The organism is Arthrobacter sp. MDB1-55, from assembly GCF_059092925.1.
In genome coordinates this window covers 1,311,631-1,326,865 of the sequence record NZ_JBNHID010000001.1, presented here as the reverse complement: position 1 = coordinate 1,326,865, position 15,235 = coordinate 1,311,631, and the positions used below count along the sequence as shown (strand labels likewise).

The following is a 15,235-nucleotide window of genomic DNA, read 5'->3' as shown; positions in this document are numbered from 1 at the left end:
GCTATGGATCGAGGCCCGTTCCCCACCCACAATGAAACGCAGCGGGACCTGGTCTGGACGGAGATCACTCCCGCGAGGCGGGGACCGTTCTCCCCCTTCGAGTCCCCGCCGCCTCCCTCCTTCAGTCCAAGAAGTGATCAAGCCACAAGGGACTCCTCCGCTGGGCTGTTGACGTTGAGCGGCCTTCCGACGCATGAACGGACGTTGTAGTGTGACGGCGTGATCATCCCCGATATTCACCAGAACGCCGTCGCGGTTGCGGACCACTATGACGAGCTCGACCCGATCTATCGTCGGGTGTGGGGTGAGCATGTCCATCACGGACTATGGGCGACGGGTCGAGAAACGCCCGTCGAGGCTGTCGAAGCGTTGGTCGACACGGTGGGCGATCGGTTGCGGCTCTTGCCCGGAGATGAGTGCGTCGATATCGGATGCGGCTACGGCTCCACCGCGAGGCAGCTCGCCGTGAGGCGGGGGGTGCGCGTTACCGGTTTCACCCTTTCCGCCGAGCAGGCCGCCTACGCCGCTGCGCATCCAGCACCCCACGTGGACATCCAGCTCCGTGACTGGCTTGGCAACGGGCTGCCCGACGCGTCGGCTAATGCCGCGTGGGCAATCGAGTCGAGCGAGCACATGGTCGACAAGCCCGGATTCTTCGCCGAGGCGCATCGCGTGCTAATGCCGGGCAGCCGCTTCGTCGTCTGTGCGTGGCTCGCCGAGACTGATGCCAGCAATTGGAAGGTGCGCCACCTGCTGGGGCCGATCTGCCGTGAAGGCCGGCTGCCGTCGATGGGCACGCGCGAGGAGTACGAGGCGATGGCGAAAGCCGCAGGGTTTGAGATTGTCAGCTATGAGGACGTCAGCCGCCGCGTCGAGCGGACGTGGACGATCTGCGCCCGTCGAATTGCGAAGGTCTTCCTTGTCGATCGGCAGATCCGCCGCCTCGCCCTTGGCACACGCAGCAGCATCTTCGTTCTGAGCGTCCCGCGCCTGATCCTGGCCTACCGCACCGGTGCGATGCGGTATGGGATATTCACGCTGTCAAAGCCTGGCGATAACGCAGGACCACATGAGTCTTGATCACTCACCTGAACGAGACGGATCCCTTAGAACAATGGCCAGGGCACGGCCGACATGTTCCCTCTCGGGGCGGGAAACCGCCCTGCTGAGCGTAAGCGGGCGCAGCGCGCGTCGAGCGCAGCGATTTCGTCCGCGGTGAGCAGGTCCGTTAGCTCCCGGCCCAGCTCACCGTTCAAGGCTCCGCTGATGCGATCCACGCCGTCGAGCTCGTCGCTGGTCAGTTCCTCGCCCAGCCATCCCCACAGCACGGTGCGCAACTTGTGGTCAGTGTGGAAGGTCAGCCCATGGTCCACGCCGTACCGGTGCCCATCCGCGCTGGCAAGAATGTGGTCGCCTTTCCGGTCTGCATTGTTTACGACGACGTCGAAGACCGCCATGCGTCGCAACGGCGACGTGTCCTCGTGGACGAGGGCTACCACCCGTCCACTTTCGTCCTGACCCTCAAGGACCTGCTTCCAGCCGGATTCGGGGACGTCTTCTGCGGCGATGAGGTCGACCGCACTCTGGTCAGGATCCGTCTCCTGCCAGAGCTGCACCATGCCCTCCCCGAAAGGACCATCGCGCAGCCACGTACGAGGAACGACGTTCCAGGTGAAGGCTTCCGACACCAGATAGGCGGCCATCTCCCGGTGCGCTAGGCACCCTTCAGGGAAGTCCCACAGCGGTTTCTCGCCAGCGATCGGCTTGTATACGACCGTCGTTTCGCCGATGCTGCCGAGGAATGTGGCGTTGGACGCGGTCGTAATGCGGCCGGTGAGCGTCAGCTCGGCTGTCACCAGGTCGAGCGGCGACATCAGGCCTCGGGAATGGTGCAGGTGTGTCCGTCGGCGTCGATGGGCTGACCGCAGAGCACGCAGATCGGACGCCCGGCGCCCACGATCTCCCGGGTGCGCTTCGCGAAGGCGCGGGCGGTACCGACCGGCATGCTGACCCGCAGGACTTCGGACGCGTCGGCGTCCTCGTCGAGGACCGCCTCGTCCTCAGCGTCTACATCCGCGAGCGGGTAGGCCTCGACGACGATCTGCGCCGTTGTAGGGTCCCATCCCAGACTCATGACGCCCGTGCGGAACTGCTCCTCGACCGTCTCCAGTTGGTCGTTGTCGACGAGTTCGATGGGTGTGCCCGTGGGAACACTGAACGGGTTGCCCTCGATGGTGATGAGTTGGTCGAGAATTTCGTCAATCTTCTCGGCCAGTTGCGCGGACTGCTGCTTTTCCAGCGCGATACTCACGAGCTGCTTACCGGCACGTACCTGCAGGTAGAAAGTGCGCTGCCCCGGAACGCCGATGGTGCCGATGACGACGCGGTCAGGCCAGGCGAACTCGTGAACAGTTGTAGGCATGGGATCATTTTAGGCTCATCCGGCCGGCGGCGCCGTGTGTCCTGCGCCACCCCCCACCGGCGCGTCGTCGGAAGTGCCGGTATTCGCGAGCCATGAGAGGTCTCCGGCGTCGGTGTTGGTCGCATGGACGGTTGGGCGGCTGGGCCCGTAGCGCACGATTGACACAGAGGCCGGACCAACAGCGATGCGCTGGAACAGGTCGAGGTGCATGCCGAGCGCGTCGGCGAGGACTGATTTGATGATGTCTCCGTGACTCACCGCGACCCAGACCGCGCCCGGTCCGTGCTCAGCCTCGAATGCTGCATCGTGGCGGCGAATCGCCGCCACGGACCGAGCCTGCATGGCGGCCATGGACTCGCCGCCGGGGAAGGTGACGGCGGACGGTTGCGACTGTACAACGGACCACAAGTTCTCGGTTGCGAGATCGGTGAGCGTACGGCCTTGCCACTGGCCGTAATCGCACTCGGTTATATCGGGATCAAGCGGCGCGTGGGGAGAGCCAGTCTGGCGATCGATGATGAACTGAGCGGTCTGCCGGCACCGTTCGAGGGGGCTCGACACCACTCCGACGGCCGGCACAGCAGCGAGTCGATCAGCTGTCAAGGCCGCTTGGTCGCGGCCGACCTGATCCAGACTGACGCCGTCGGCCCGGCCGGCCAGCAGCCCGGAAGCATTAGCTGTGGTGCGGCCGTGCCGCACGAGAAGAACTGTCGCCATTGACCCAGCGTAACCATTGACCAAGAGGTCCCCTACCTTCTTCAATCATGCCGAAGGGCGGCCGGTTGCTTATCGGGCGCCCGGCCCTGAGGAGGGTTGCCTCGACTTGCTACCGTGAACGTTATGCCCATCAGACTCGAGAATGTCGGCATCGCGGTCCGCGACCTCGAAGCGACGATCGCATTTTTCACGGATCTTGGACTCACCGTCCTGGGACGTGAAACGATCAGCGGAGAGTGGGCCGACACTGCAGTCGGGCTCGACGGCAACCATGCCAAAATCGCCATGCTCCAGACTCCCGATGGCAACGGTCGGCTGGAACTCTTCGAATACATCCACCCTGACGCGATCCAGACGGAACCCACGCAACCCAATGAGATCGGCATGCACCGCGTGGCGTTTTCGGTCGACGACATCGAGGAGGCCCTGGAGGTTGCCGCAAGTCACGGCTGCCACCCCCTGCGCGGTGTCGCGACATACGAAGACTCCTACAAACTCAGCTATGTCCGCGGCCCCAGCGGTATCATCGTCATGCTCGCCGAGGAGCTGAACAAGCGCTGACTGCCGGTGTCAGGAACGCTTGCACAGCGCTCGATACACCAAGTGTCTCGCGGATTAGTTCTGCAGAAGCGTCTTCGCCGCGGCCTCGGCTGCCATCTGCTCCTCACTCATGATCGCGCCACGAAGGTGCCCGCCTGCCGAGATCATCGCCCGGAGCTCCGCCACCGTGTAGGCGTCCGGCTTGCGGCGGTGGGCCATGTGATGACAGTTCGGGCAGAGTGGAATCAGGTCGGCAGTCGGGTCAAGCTCATAGCCTCTTCCGAGCTGGGAGACGGGCACCGTGTGGTGAACGTGCACGCACGAGGACCCCGGGGCTCCGTACGTCTGCTCGAAGTCAAAACCGCATGCCGCGCATCGTGACCCGTGATGGGCAAGCGCCACACGCCTGGCGTCCGCGTTGCGTTCGTATCGATTCACAGCGACCCGCGTCAAAGCGTCCTCCGGACAGGTACCGGGCGGCGGTTCCAGGGTGTCGCCGTCGTGGTCGCCGATGACATGTTCGGTCCACGCCGCTCTCACTTCCGCCTCTGAACCGGTCGGAAGGCGCTGGACGGAGGCGTTCAGCGACTCCCATTCCACTGCGGGCACTCGAGCAGCGAGCTCTGCAGTACGCAGCTGGTCGCCCTCGGGAAGCAGGAGATCGAACTCCACCTGAATGTAGCTTCCGGTTCCGGTATCGAAGGTGTGGGAATGAGCCCGGAAGGGCTTGCTGACCGTCACCCCGTGGCCGATGAGACCGCGCTGGTTCGGCCCGCCCCCTTGGACGAACAGCCATGCTTCAGTGCCTATCGGCTGAACTTCAGTACAGTCGTTGGGCCACCTCCCCAGGTGTCTCCCAACCTCATGGGTCTCACTCACCGCACGCGCGTACGTCCCGTCCCAGCTCCATCGTTCAGGGTTCCAGCCCAGGATCACCGCAGCCATACCCATCAGTGTCCCATCAGAGTGTCGCATCAGGAGGAACGGAGTGGCTGACAGTGCGGGCACCACCAGGTCCGGCGTCGCTCCGGATCTCCCGGGACTTCGGGCCTGACCAGGATCGCCGTGCCGCATCGCAAGCACGGCTTTCCGGCCCGGCCCGCCACCCAGTGCTGTTGTCCTTTGCGGGTGTTGCCCGTGGTGACCTGGAGGGCTCCGGGCTGAGTGGCGGAGAAGCGCAGGCACCGTGCCCCCAGCGTGACCAGCGCGGGAACATCCACCTGGCTCATGGCGGTGTCAGGGTGAATCCCGCGCAGAAAACAGAGCTCATTGGCCCACAGATTGCCGAATCCAGCGATGTTGCGCTGATCGAGGAGGGCAGCAGCCACCCGCCGGTCGAGGTCCTGATCTAGTCGCCTGACTGCTTCCTGTGCCGACCAGTCGCTTCTGAGCGGATCGGGACCAAGGTGCCCAACGACGTCGTTCTCTGCGTTTGTTGGAAGGAGGTCGACGACGGGTAGCTTCAGCCCGTACGCGGTGGGACCGCCGTCGACTTCCAGGATTACCCGGGCGTCCGAAAGCACTGCGTGCGGGAGCTTCCTGCCCGGCGACGTGACGGTCCACGACCCCTCCATCCGGAGGTGCGTGTGGAGGGTGAGTCCGCTGTCGAATCGTGTCAGCAGATGCTTTCCGTGCGTCTCATGCTCGATCACCCGCATGCCGTCCAAAGCATCCGTAGCGTGAGCAGGGACGCGGAGGTCTCCCCGCTTCAGCTTGCGGCCGTCCAAGGACTTCCTGAGGCGAATCGCCAGCCGGAAGACAGTGTCACCCTCCGGCATGCTGCCTCCCTGTTCGCTTGCAATCTCGCTGGACCTGTCGCCGCATCCTTGCACGCGCCGTTTGTCGCAGCAGAGCCGACCGTCTCCTCGATAGTAGATTGAACCAAAGGCCCGCGCCCGGAGACCTTCACTCCCATGTTGGCGCGGACCGGGTACACAATGGAGTTCCGAAGGACCGTCATCGGACCCGTACGCTCGCCCAGACAGGATCGACGCATGAATTCCGAAGTTCCAATGTCAACGACCATCGCTACCTCGCCGGTCTTCGGCGTAGCCTCCACTGCCGTGATCGGGGCACTCCAGCTCGTCGACATCTCCAGGCTTGACGAGTCGCAGCGGCGCGCCTTCCACGTCGCATCAGCTGTGTTCGCCGGTGCCTACGTCGCCCTGACCATCGGCGGTACCCGGAAGCGAAGAGTACTTCTGAGAAGTGCTGCCGGTCTGGCGACATCGGGCCTCGCTCTGCGGTTCGCCGACGCAAGCGACGCATTCGATAGCCGCCTTGAGCAGAAGCTGCGCGAAGCAGGCGCTCGGAACCCCCGCCGCTGGATGGCGGTCGGGGCGGCGGTGCTCACGTTCGCCGGATATCTGAGTGATCGCGCAGCCGCCAAGCAACCCTTCTTCGAAGCCCTTCCACTTGATCAACTGGAGCACGTGCGCCCGGTCGATCCTGCGGTGTCTCGCCTGGTCGAAGGCATGCTGGGCGCCGGGAACTTGGCGGGAGCGCCGGAGCTGCTGGCACAACTTCGCGCTGCCAAGGAAGTCTCGTGGGGGGAGGCACTCTATCCCACAACGCATTTCAGGGTGCCCGAAGACCTGCCACGCGCAGTGCCTCACGATCAGGTGTTCCCTGTCCGCGCACAGTTCTCCGGATCCAAAGGGGAGACACTCCATGTCCTCCTGCACGTCTTCGAGGGCAAGATCGATCAGCTGACCATCGAGGCTGTGGACGCGGACGGAAACGGGCCCTTCGACGGAACCTTCACCGGCTGGCCGGACCCGGCAAAAGTAACGTACGTGGTGGACCGCGCTGATGGAACGTCAGCCCCCATTACCGCCTGAGCCCTCAGCCAGATTGCGGGCACGACGGGTTATCTCCCGAATGTGATCAAACAGCAGTCCGGCACCGCGCATATCGAAAGCAGAAGTCCGATGCCGGCGTCTATCCGGGAAATGGCATGAACGGAACGTCGGGCTTTCCGTCCTTGTCCTTGTCACCGTAGGCCCTCATGGCCAGTTCATTGGCCTTTTTCTCGCTTCCATGGATATGGACGTACCCTTCGCGGAAGTCCTTTTGCTGGGCTGACGCAGCGGCGGCCTGCTTACGCTCGAAAGCGTTGCCTTTCCGACGGAAGATGGACATGTCCCGCTCCTTTCCGGTCCCGTAGGATCGGCGCAGGGCAGACGGCCCATCGCCGACATACATCCAAAATACGCCCGCTGGAACTGGAAAGCGATAACGAAAAGATGGAGCGCGCGCGAGAGTGAAACCGGCGTAGAGGGAACATTTTTAGTCAGCACGCTGTTGATTCAGGGGTGAGCATCTCAACGGCGTCAACGATCACCCTCGACAACCATTTCGCCCGCCATCTGCCCGAAATGGGCATGCCCTGGCAGGCTGCCGAGCTTCTGGAACCACAGCTGCTTGTACTGAACGAGCAACTTGCTTCCGACCTGGGCCTGGATGCCGCCGTCCTTCGAAGCTCGGAGGGAATCGAGCTGCTGACCGGCAACCGGGTGCCGGCGGGCGCAACTCCTGTGGCGCAGGCCTATGCAGGTCACCAGTTCGGCGGATACAGTCCCCGCCTCGGGGACGGGCGAGCGTTGCTGCTTGGCGAGATCACCGGCCCGGACGGCAGCCTGCGGGACATCCACCTCAAAGGTTCGGGCCGCACCCCCTTTGCACGAGGCGGCGACGGGCTGGCCGCCGTCGGCCCAATGCTGCGCGAATACATCGTCAGCGAAGGCATGTCTGCGATGGGGATTCCCACCACCCGCTCACTCGCGGTCACAGCCACCGGCCGCCCGGTGCAGCGCGAAGAGCTCTTGCCCGGAGCTGTCCTGACCCGCGTTGCGGCGAGCCACCTGCGTGTCGGGACGTTCCAGTACGCGCGTGCAACCGGCGATCTCGAGTTGCTGCGACGTGTGGCGGACTACGCCATCGCACGCCATTTCCCGCACCTGGCGAAGGCTCCCCGCCCATATCCAGCCCTTCTCGAATCGGTCATCGAGGTGCAGGCGTCGCTGGTCGCGCAATGGATGCTGATTGGCTTTGTCCACGGAGTCATGAATACGGATAACATGACGATTTCGGGAGAGACCATTGACTACGGCCCATGTGCGTTCATGGACTCGTTCAACCCCTCCTCTGTCTACAGCTCCATCGACACCATGGGCCGCTACGCCTACGCGAACCAGCCGCTCGCGGCGCAATGGAACCTGACCCGCTTCGCTGAGACCCTCCTGCCGCTGCTTCACGAGAACCAGGACGACGCCGTCGCGCTCGCCGAAGAGGCCCTGAACCGTTTCCCCGCCCGCTACAGCGAAGCCTGGTCGGCGGGTATGGGCCGCAAGCTGGGCCTGGCTGACGGCGTCGATGCTTCTGAGCTGGCGGGCAAGCTCCTGACGCTGCTGGAGGAAGACCGTGTCGACTACACGTCCTTCCTGCGCAGCCTCAGTTCAGCCGCGAGGGGCAACGCAGAGCCGGCCCGGGCGTTCTTCATGGACACGGCGAGGTTCGACAGCTGGCTGGGGGAGTGGCATGCGCTCAACCCGTCCGCGGAACAGATGGACAAGGTCAACCCGATCTACGTGCCGAGAAACCACCTCGTGGAAGAGGCGCTCGCTGCCGCTTCCGACGGCGACCTCGCTCCGCTTGAGACGCTCCTTGCGGCGGTCACGGCTCCCTTTGAGGAACGGTCCGGGTTCGAGCGCTACGCCCTGGGTGCACCGGATGACTTCGGTTCCTACCGGACGTTCTGCGGAACCTGACCCTGTCGCTGCCTAGGGGTTGTCGAGGTCGTTAGCGGCGAAGGTGTCGCAGGCTTCAATGTCTCCAGTTTCCAGCCCCTGCAGGAACCACGCCTGCCGCTGTTCGCTCGAGCCATGGGTCCAGGCCTCCGGGTTGACCTGACCGGTGGTCGACTCCTGAATCCGGTCATCTCCCACAGCGGACGCCGCCGACAGGGCGTCCTGCAGGTCGGTCCTGGTGAATTCCCGAAGGAAGGGAACGCCAGACTCGGGATCGGGAACGCTGGTTGCGTGTGCTGCCCACATGCCCGCGTAACAGTCAGCCTGCAGTTCCACCCGCACGGCGCCCGATTCCGCGCCGCGGGGATCTTGCTGGGAAGCGCTGAGCGCACCCGTCAGGTTCTGGATGTGGTGTCCGAACTCGTGCGCGATGACGTATTCCTGTGCCAGGGGTCCGGCTGACGCGCCGAAGCGGGTCACGAGGTCGTCGAAGAATGCAGTGTCGTAATAGGTTTGCTCGTCCGCCGGGCAGTAGAACGGTCCAACGGCGCTGCTCGCCGTGCCACATCCCGTGTCAGTCTGGCCGCTGAAAAGGACAACGCCCGGCGGCGTGTACCGAATCCCGTAAGGCTCCAGGTAGGGGGCCCAGAAGCTGTCGAGGCTCTCTGCCGTCCCCAGTATGCGGCAGTCCAGTTGCCTATTGGCATCCTCGCCGGTCTGGCAGGCGTTGATTGCAGGGTCAGAGTCCTCCGTGAAGCCGGAATCCGTTCCGCTGCTGCCGTCAAGGCCCAGCTGATCGACCACGCCGGGGCCGAAGAACAGAGACAGCAAAAGAATGAGGCCACCGCCCAGCCCACCGCCGACGGCGACGCCCCGGCCGCGCCCTCCGCGGCCTCGGCGATCACTTACCCGGGACGGATCAAACTGCGCATTGTCATTGAAGCTCATGCGAGAACTCTAAACTAGGAAGCCTGCTTCGTATTTGCGGGGGACGGGTGGAGTGCCCTCTTGGCCGCGCTGCATTGACATCTATCGATATAGTGGTGATCATCTATATCGACGCAGATCAATGTGGATCGGTCCGCCGCTGAGGCGCGAGGAAGGGACACGGATGACTGAACAGCAGGAACTGCCCATCGCCATCATTGGCGCGGGCCCGGTAGGACTGGCGGCAGCTGCTCACGTGCTCGAGCGGGGACTAACCCCGGTCGTCTTCGAGAAGGGCCCCACGGTGGGGACCTCAATCCGTCAGTGGGGCCATATCAGGCTGTTCTCGCCCTGGCAGTACAACATCGACGACGCCGCACGCCGCGCGCTTGAACCGACGGGCTGGACCGTTCCGCGTCCTACTGCGCTTCCCTTCGGAAGCGAGTTGGTGGAGTCCTATCTTGAACCGCTCGCAGCCCTGCCCGAGGTGGCTGGCGCTCTTCGCTTCGGATGTGAGGTTCTGGCGGTGACCCGGCATGGGCTGGACAAGACGAGGACCAAGGGCCGGGAAGTTACGCCGTTCCTCGTCCGGGTCAGTGGCCCCCACGGGCTCGAGGACCACCTCGTACGTGCTGTCATCGATGCGTCCGGCACCTGGACCCAACCGAATCCGCTGGGCCAGGCGGGTCTGCCCGCTCCCGGGGAGCGCGCAGCGCGGCAATACATCACAGCACCGCTCCCGGACATCACAGGAGCAGAGCGCGGGAGGGTCTCGGGAAAGCGGGTAATGGTTGTCGGGGCAGGGCACTCAGCGGCCAACACCCTCTTGAGTTTGGGCCAGGTTGCCAAAGCAGATCCGGGAACGCGCGTCCTGTGGGCGGTGCGCGGGGAAGGATCGGCGCAGCGCCTCTACGGCGGCGGTGACCTCGATGGGCTTCCCGCCCGCGGTGCGTTGGGAAGCCGCCTGCGCTCGCTGGTGGAAGACCGCGTGGTCGAACTGCTGACCCAGTTCACCATCACTTCACTCAAAACCGACGACGACGCCCTCACCGTCCGATCCGAAACTCCGGACGGCGAGCGCGAAGTGGAGGTCGACGTGCTCGTCCCTGCCACCGGCTTCCGTCCGAACCTGGACATGCTGCGTGAACTCCGCCTTGAAATGGATCCCGCGGTGGAGGCACCACGTGCATTGGGGCCATTGATCGATCCTGAGTTTCACTCCTGCGGCACTGTTCGGGCACATGGAGCCGAGGTCCTGGCGCACCCGGAAAAGGACTTTTATCTGGTCGGCATGAAGAGCTACGGCCGGGCACCAACTTTCCTCCTGGCCACGGGCTACGAACAGGTGCGGTCGGTGGTCGCCGCCATTGCAGGTGATCACCAGGCAGCTTCCGCAGTCCGTCTGGAGCTGCCGGAGACCGGCGTGTGCAGCACTGGCCTCGGCGGGACACTGAATGTACCCGTGGGCGAGCAACGCGTCACGGCTTCCGCCACGATTGGGTATTGTCGCTCCTGAGCCACCCCCTGCCGCGGGGACTCCGGTCATCACTCAAGGGAGCGTGTTCATCAGCACTATGGCAGATTCCTACTATCGCGCCGTCGGAGACGGGCAGTTCGAAGCGACCATCCACTCGCAGGGCGCCTGGAACGCACACGAACAGCACATGGCGCCGGCCTCAGGGCTTCTCGCCCACTGCCTCGAACAATTCGAGCCGCGCCCTGAGCTGCAGATGGCGAGGATTTCGTACGAGATTCTCGGGCTCATTCCACTCGACACCGTGCAGGTGGCAACCCGGGTGGTGCGGCCTGGGCGCACCATCGAGCTCCTCGAAGCGGAGATGAACCACGGAGGACGTACTGCAATACGAGCCCGTGCCTGGCGCCTCGCGACCAGCGACACCTCGCCGGTGGCAGCCCTTGAGGATGAGCCAATGCCAGGTCCGGCCGAGGGCGAAGAGCACGATGCGGTGGCCGAGTGGCCGGGTGGGTACATCCAGTCCATCGATGTTCGCCGGCTCAAGGGTCACCGTTCCGGTCACGGCAAGGTGTGGCTGCGCACGCCCCACCCTCTCGTGGAGGGTCAGCCGTCGTCGGACATGGCGCGGCTCATCGGACTCATCGACACAGCGAACGGCATAGCGACCCGGGTTCCTCCTGGACCGGGCAGTTGGGCCTTCCCGAATGTTGACCTTCAGGTACATCTGCACCGTCAACCGGTGGGTGAATGGCTCGGTCTGGACACCCGAGTGACGTTCGGCCGCGAAGGAGTCGGCCTGACCTCGTCGGTCCTTCACGACCTCGAAGGACCGTTCGGGCGCAGCGAACAGATCCTCACCCTGCGCAAGCTGCCCTGATCAGTTCTTGGAACCCGATGACTTAGTCTTTGGAACCTGATGACTCATCGGAGGGAATGCGGTGCTCACCGTCGTCGTTGGTTCTCTGTGTAACCGCGCTCACAGCGCAGCCGGCGCCGAGCCGTTCAAAAACAAGCGAGGACATCATGGCCAAGGCAATGTGGAACAACCAGGTGATTGCGGAGTCCGACTCCACAGAGATGGTCGAAGGCAACCACTACTTCCCGAAGGAAAGCGTGCGGCAGGAGTTCCTGCGGCCAAGCGACATGCACACCACCTGCCCCTGGAAAGGGGAGGCGAGCTACTACAGCCTCGAGGTAGAGGGGGAGAGCAACCCGGACGCCGCCTGGACCTACCCGGAACCGAAGGATGCCGCCGCGAACATCAAGGACCACGTCGCGTTCTGGCGTGGAGTCACCGTCACCGACTGACTGGACCATCCCGACCAATCCAACCCGCAGTGGAACCGAACGACAGGAGTGTTGATGGAGTACAGGAATCTCGGCAGCAGCGGTACATCGGTGTCAGCGTACGCGCTGGGCACCATGACCTTCGGAGCGGAATCGGACGAGGCTGCGTCGCATGCCATTCTTGACGACTACGCGGACGCCGGCGGCAACTTCATTGACACCGCCGATGTCTACACCGCGGGCGCGTCAGAGGAGATCATCGGGCGGTGGCTCGCGAAAAGCTCGTCCGCTGCAGACATGATCCTGGCGACCAAGGGCAGGTTCCCGATGGGGAAGGGCCCCAATGATCTGGGGCTCTCCCGCAGGCACCTGCGCCTTGCGCTCGACGCGTCGCTGAAGCGGCTCAACGTCGACCATATCGACCTCTACCAGATGCACTCCTGGGACCCGCTCACTCCGCTTGAGGAAACGCTTGGATTCCTGCACGACGCCGTCAGCGCAGGCAAGATCAGCTACTACGGCTTCTCGAACTACACCGGCTGGCAGCTCACCAAGGCCGTCGGAATCGCGAAGGCTCGTGGATGGGACCTGCCGGTCACCCTGCAGCCCCAGTACAGTCTGCTGGTTCGGGGGATTGAGGCGGAGATCGTGCCGGCAGCGGTCGACGCCGGTATAGGCCTCCTGCCCTGGTCGCCCCTGGGCGGGGGCTGGCTCACCGGGAAGTACAAGCGTGACACCGCACCCGAGGGCGCAACCCGGCTCGGAGAGAATCCCGAGCGCGGCATGGAAGCGTGGCAGAAGCGCAACGCGCAGGAGCGCACGTGGGCGATCATCGACGTCGTACTGGAAATCGCGGAAACGCGCGGTGTCAGCGCATCCCAGGTGGCCCTCGCGTGGGTCGCGCAGCAAACGGCCGTCACCTCGGTGATCCTCGGCGCGCGGACTACCGAACAGTTGGCGGACAACCTGGGAGCGGCGACCCTCACGCTCAGTGACGGGGAGATCGGCCGGTTGTCCGAGGTCAGCACACCGGAGCTCGCCGATTATCCGTACGGGACGCCCGGCGTGGAGCAGCGAAGCCGGAATATCGACGGCGGCCGCTAGGGACGTGAAACTCCATGCCGTCCGGTTGGACGGCCGACGGCAAGAACCCGTGGACACCGGTGAGCGCGAGCGCGGCGGAACCTTTGCGGACGCAGCCGCCCGGCACAGCTTTCTCGCCGGGCGGGCCTGGCTGCGTGAAATCGTGGGTTGTGCCGCTGGTATCGAGGCGAACCGGCTCGTTGCACGATTCGATTGTCCGTCGTGCGGCGGCGTAGATCATGGACGGCCGGGCTGGACGGTCGATGGGGAAGTGGTGCCGTTGGCTGTCAGCCTGAGCCGTAGCGGCGGCTGGGCCGTTGCTGCGGTCGAGGATGCGCGGGTGACCCCCGTGGTCGGGATCGATCTCGAACAGATCAACCGGTTCGAGGGCACGGAACTTGATGCGACGGTGTTCACGTCCGCCGAACGCTTCCGCATCGAGGGCCAGGACGAGTCCGGCAGACCGTTGCTGCGGGCGATGCTCTGGGCGCGGAAAGAAGCGGTGCTCAAAGCGGCCGGTACAGGTCTCATGACCGACCCGGCGTCGGTCGATGTTCTGGAACAGCAGATCCGCGTGGGACGGCGCAACTATGTGCTCGAGGACGTTGACCCTGCAGAGCTTGAGTTGCCCCACGGCTTCGTTGTCGCCCTTGCGACAGCCTGCTGAAGCGTCGGAAACCGGCGGGCCGGGTCAGGGAAGTGCGGGTAGCCGCGCTTCATACAGCCAGGGACGCAGCAACCCGGCGGAATCGAACCCGGGGAGGTCCGCGCACAGCTCATCCGTGAGCGACAGGAAGTCGGCCGTGCTGGCGTTGGCGTGCCTGAAGCGCCCCGTCCATTCCCTGAGTACGCCGAAGAACCGCTCGTCGCCGATCGTTTTCCTCAACGCGTGCAGGGCGCACGCCCCCCGCTTGTAGACGCGGTCGTCGAACATCGCAGCCGGGCCCGGAGAGCCGATCTCCAGATCGCGCGGGGCTGAGGCGAGACCCGACCAGGCGTCACTGGCGCGGCGCTCCGTTGACAGCGAGCCGGATTCCTCGGACCAGATCCACTCCGCATAGCAGGCGAAGCCCTCGTGCAGCCAGATGTCCTGCCAGGAGGAAGCGGTCACCGAGTTCCCAAACCACTGGTGCGCGAGCTCGTGGGCAATCAGCCGCTGAGCTGCCCATTCAGAGCCGAGATGGTTCTTGCCGATGATGGACAGCGTCTGCGCCTCCAACGGTATTTCGAGCTCGTCATCCGCCACGACGACGGTGTAGAGCGGGAAGGGATAGGCACCGAACCGTTCGGAGAACGCACTGATCATCTTCGCCTGATGGGCGAGCGCCTTGCGGGCTGCGGGAAGAAGAGGGCCGGGTGCGGCAACATACTGCGGCACGGCGCCGGCGTCGGCGAGCTCAGCCAGCTGGTAACGGCCAATCTGGACCGTCGCGAGGTACGTGGCCATCGGTGCGGTGGATTCGTAGACCCACGTCTCACGGCTGGACGCCACCGAATGGGAGGTAAGCGTCCCATTGCAGACCGCCCGATAGCCGGCGTCGGTGGTGACGCGGATAGTGAAGGCAGCCTTCATCCGCGGGTGGTCGTTACAGGGGAACCACGACGGCGAACCGGTGGGCTGACCTGCCACGAGCGCGCCGTCAGTGAGCTCCTCCCACCCGACGTCTCCCCACACCCCGTTCAGCGGCGACGGATTCCCCGAATAGCGAATGTCCAGGACGAATGGTGATCCGCCGATCAGGGCCTTGGCGGGCGTGACCTTCAGACGGCCGTTGGCGGCCCGTATCTTCCGCACCCGCTCACCGTTCAGCGAAACCCGGCCCGCCCGCAACCCCGAGAGGCTGAGAACCAGATCGGGCACAGAATGCGACTCCGGCCCGCCGATGACACCCGAGATAAGCGCCCTGCCCTCCAGCCGGTTGCTGGCCAGCCGGTATTCGATGGTGAGGTCATAGGAACTGACCGAGTAATCCTCTGTGCCGTGCCCGGGCGTGTACGGGTCCGCGGAAGCAGATTGCACCGCGTTCCTGCTGC

At 64.5% G+C, this 15,235-nt stretch carries 17 protein-coding genes; 9 read left to right on the top strand and 8 right to left on the bottom strand.

What is annotated here, in order from left to right; genetic code table 11:
- The first annotated feature begins 219 nt into the window (after positions 1-219).
- Positions 220-1,080 carry a class I SAM-dependent methyltransferase gene (locus AC5RU3_RS06310; RefSeq protein WP_493965056.1) on the top strand — a complete coding sequence of 287 codons (861 nt, stop codon included), beginning with the start codon at positions 220-222 and terminating at the stop codon, positions 1,078-1,080.
- Positions 1,081-1,106: 26 nt separating this feature from the next.
- On the opposite strand, the gene AC5RU3_RS06305 is transcribed toward AC5RU3_RS06310, so the two are convergent.
- From AC5RU3_RS06305 to AC5RU3_RS06295, 3 genes are read right to left on the bottom strand one after another with little or no spacing between them, the layout of a single operon-like run.
- Positions 1,107-1,874 carry an SCO1664 family protein gene (locus AC5RU3_RS06305; RefSeq protein ID WP_309071736.1) on the bottom strand — a complete coding sequence of 256 codons (768 nt, stop codon included), beginning with the start codon at positions 1,872-1,874 and terminating at the stop codon, positions 1,107-1,109.
- Positions 1,874-2,422, bottom strand: a complete 549-nt coding sequence (locus tag AC5RU3_RS06300) for a DUF3090 domain-containing protein (RefSeq protein ID WP_493965055.1) — start codon at positions 2,420-2,422, stop codon at positions 1,874-1,876. The genes AC5RU3_RS06305 and AC5RU3_RS06300 overlap by 1 nt, the downstream gene beginning before the upstream one ends.
- Before the next feature lie 15 nt (positions 2,423-2,437).
- The gene (locus AC5RU3_RS06295; RefSeq protein ID WP_493965054.1) at positions 2,438-3,139 is read right to left on the bottom strand and encodes a histidine phosphatase family protein; all 702 of its coding nucleotides are present in this window, start codon (positions 3,137-3,139) and stop codon (positions 2,438-2,440) included.
- A gap of 123 nt (positions 3,140-3,262) precedes the next feature.
- Between AC5RU3_RS06295 and AC5RU3_RS06290 the strand changes: the two genes are divergently transcribed.
- On the top strand, positions 3,263-3,700 hold the full coding sequence (locus AC5RU3_RS06290; RefSeq protein WP_309071733.1) for a VOC family protein: 438 nt from the start codon (positions 3,263-3,265) through the stop codon (positions 3,698-3,700).
- 54 nt (positions 3,701-3,754) lie between these two features.
- On the opposite strand, the gene AC5RU3_RS06285 is transcribed toward AC5RU3_RS06290, so the two are convergent.
- Together AC5RU3_RS06285 and AC5RU3_RS06280 are read right to left on the bottom strand one after the other, a co-directional pair.
- Complete coding sequence (locus tag AC5RU3_RS06285) at positions 3,755-4,624, bottom strand: HNH endonuclease (protein WP_309071732.1); 870 nt, start codon at positions 4,622-4,624, stop codon at positions 3,755-3,757.
- Between the two features lie 29 nt (positions 4,625-4,653).
- Positions 4,654-5,457 carry a DNA-formamidopyrimidine glycosylase family protein gene (locus tag AC5RU3_RS06280; RefSeq protein WP_309071731.1) on the bottom strand — a complete coding sequence of 268 codons (804 nt, stop codon included), beginning with the start codon at positions 5,455-5,457 and terminating at the stop codon, positions 4,654-4,656.
- Positions 5,458-5,673: 216 nt separating this feature from the next.
- On the opposite strand from AC5RU3_RS06280, the gene AC5RU3_RS06275 reads away from it, so the two are divergent.
- Positions 5,674-6,519 carry a hypothetical protein gene (locus AC5RU3_RS06275; protein WP_493965053.1) on the top strand — a complete coding sequence of 282 codons (846 nt, stop codon included), beginning with the start codon at positions 5,674-5,676 and terminating at the stop codon, positions 6,517-6,519.
- Between the two features lie 100 nt (positions 6,520-6,619).
- Here AC5RU3_RS06275 and AC5RU3_RS06270 read toward each other — a convergent pair whose 3' ends face one another.
- The gene (locus tag AC5RU3_RS06270) at positions 6,620-6,820 is read right to left on the bottom strand and encodes a hypothetical protein (protein WP_309071729.1); all 201 of its coding nucleotides are present in this window, start codon (positions 6,818-6,820) and stop codon (positions 6,620-6,622) included.
- A 173-nt stretch (positions 6,821-6,993) separates the two neighbouring features.
- On the opposite strand from AC5RU3_RS06270, the gene AC5RU3_RS06265 reads away from it, so the two are divergent.
- A complete protein-coding gene (locus AC5RU3_RS06265; protein WP_309123643.1) occupies positions 6,994-8,448 on the top strand; it encodes a protein adenylyltransferase SelO in 1,455 nt (484 codons plus the stop codon).
- 12 nt (positions 8,449-8,460) lie between these two features.
- On the opposite strand, the gene ypfJ is transcribed toward AC5RU3_RS06265, so the two are convergent.
- Complete coding sequence (gene ypfJ, locus AC5RU3_RS06260; RefSeq protein WP_309071727.1) at positions 8,461-9,375, bottom strand: KPN_02809 family neutral zinc metallopeptidase; 915 nt, start codon at positions 9,373-9,375, stop codon at positions 8,461-8,463.
- Between the two features lie 163 nt (positions 9,376-9,538).
- On the opposite strand from ypfJ, the gene AC5RU3_RS06255 reads away from it, so the two are divergent.
- The 5 genes from AC5RU3_RS06255 (at position 9,539) to AC5RU3_RS06235 (ending at position 13,868) form a co-directional block, all read left to right on the top strand.
- On the top strand, positions 9,539-10,870 hold the full coding sequence (locus AC5RU3_RS06255; protein WP_309071726.1) for an FAD-dependent oxidoreductase: 1,332 nt from the start codon (positions 9,539-9,541) through the stop codon (positions 10,868-10,870).
- Between the two features lie 58 nt (positions 10,871-10,928).
- Positions 10,929-11,708, top strand: coding sequence for a thioesterase family protein (locus tag AC5RU3_RS06250; RefSeq protein ID WP_309071741.1), 780 nt, complete (start codon positions 10,929-10,931; stop codon positions 11,706-11,708).
- Positions 11,709-11,854: 146 nt separating this feature from the next.
- Positions 11,855-12,139, top strand: coding sequence for a DUF427 domain-containing protein (locus tag AC5RU3_RS06245; RefSeq protein WP_309071725.1), 285 nt, complete (start codon positions 11,855-11,857; stop codon positions 12,137-12,139).
- A gap of 54 nt (positions 12,140-12,193) precedes the next feature.
- Positions 12,194-13,222, top strand: a complete 1,029-nt coding sequence (locus tag AC5RU3_RS06240; protein WP_309071724.1) for an aldo/keto reductase — start codon at positions 12,194-12,196, stop codon at positions 13,220-13,222.
- Positions 13,223-13,226: 4 nt separating this feature from the next.
- Complete coding sequence (locus AC5RU3_RS06235) at positions 13,227-13,868, top strand: 4'-phosphopantetheinyl transferase family protein (RefSeq protein WP_309123644.1); 642 nt, start codon at positions 13,227-13,229, stop codon at positions 13,866-13,868.
- 24 nt (positions 13,869-13,892) lie between these two features.
- On the opposite strand, the gene AC5RU3_RS06230 is transcribed toward AC5RU3_RS06235, so the two are convergent.
- The gene (locus tag AC5RU3_RS06230) at positions 13,893-15,221 is read right to left on the bottom strand and encodes a M1 family metallopeptidase (protein ID WP_493965052.1); all 1,329 of its coding nucleotides are present in this window, start codon (positions 15,219-15,221) and stop codon (positions 13,893-13,895) included.
- Between the last annotated feature and the right edge of the window lie 14 nt (positions 15,222-15,235).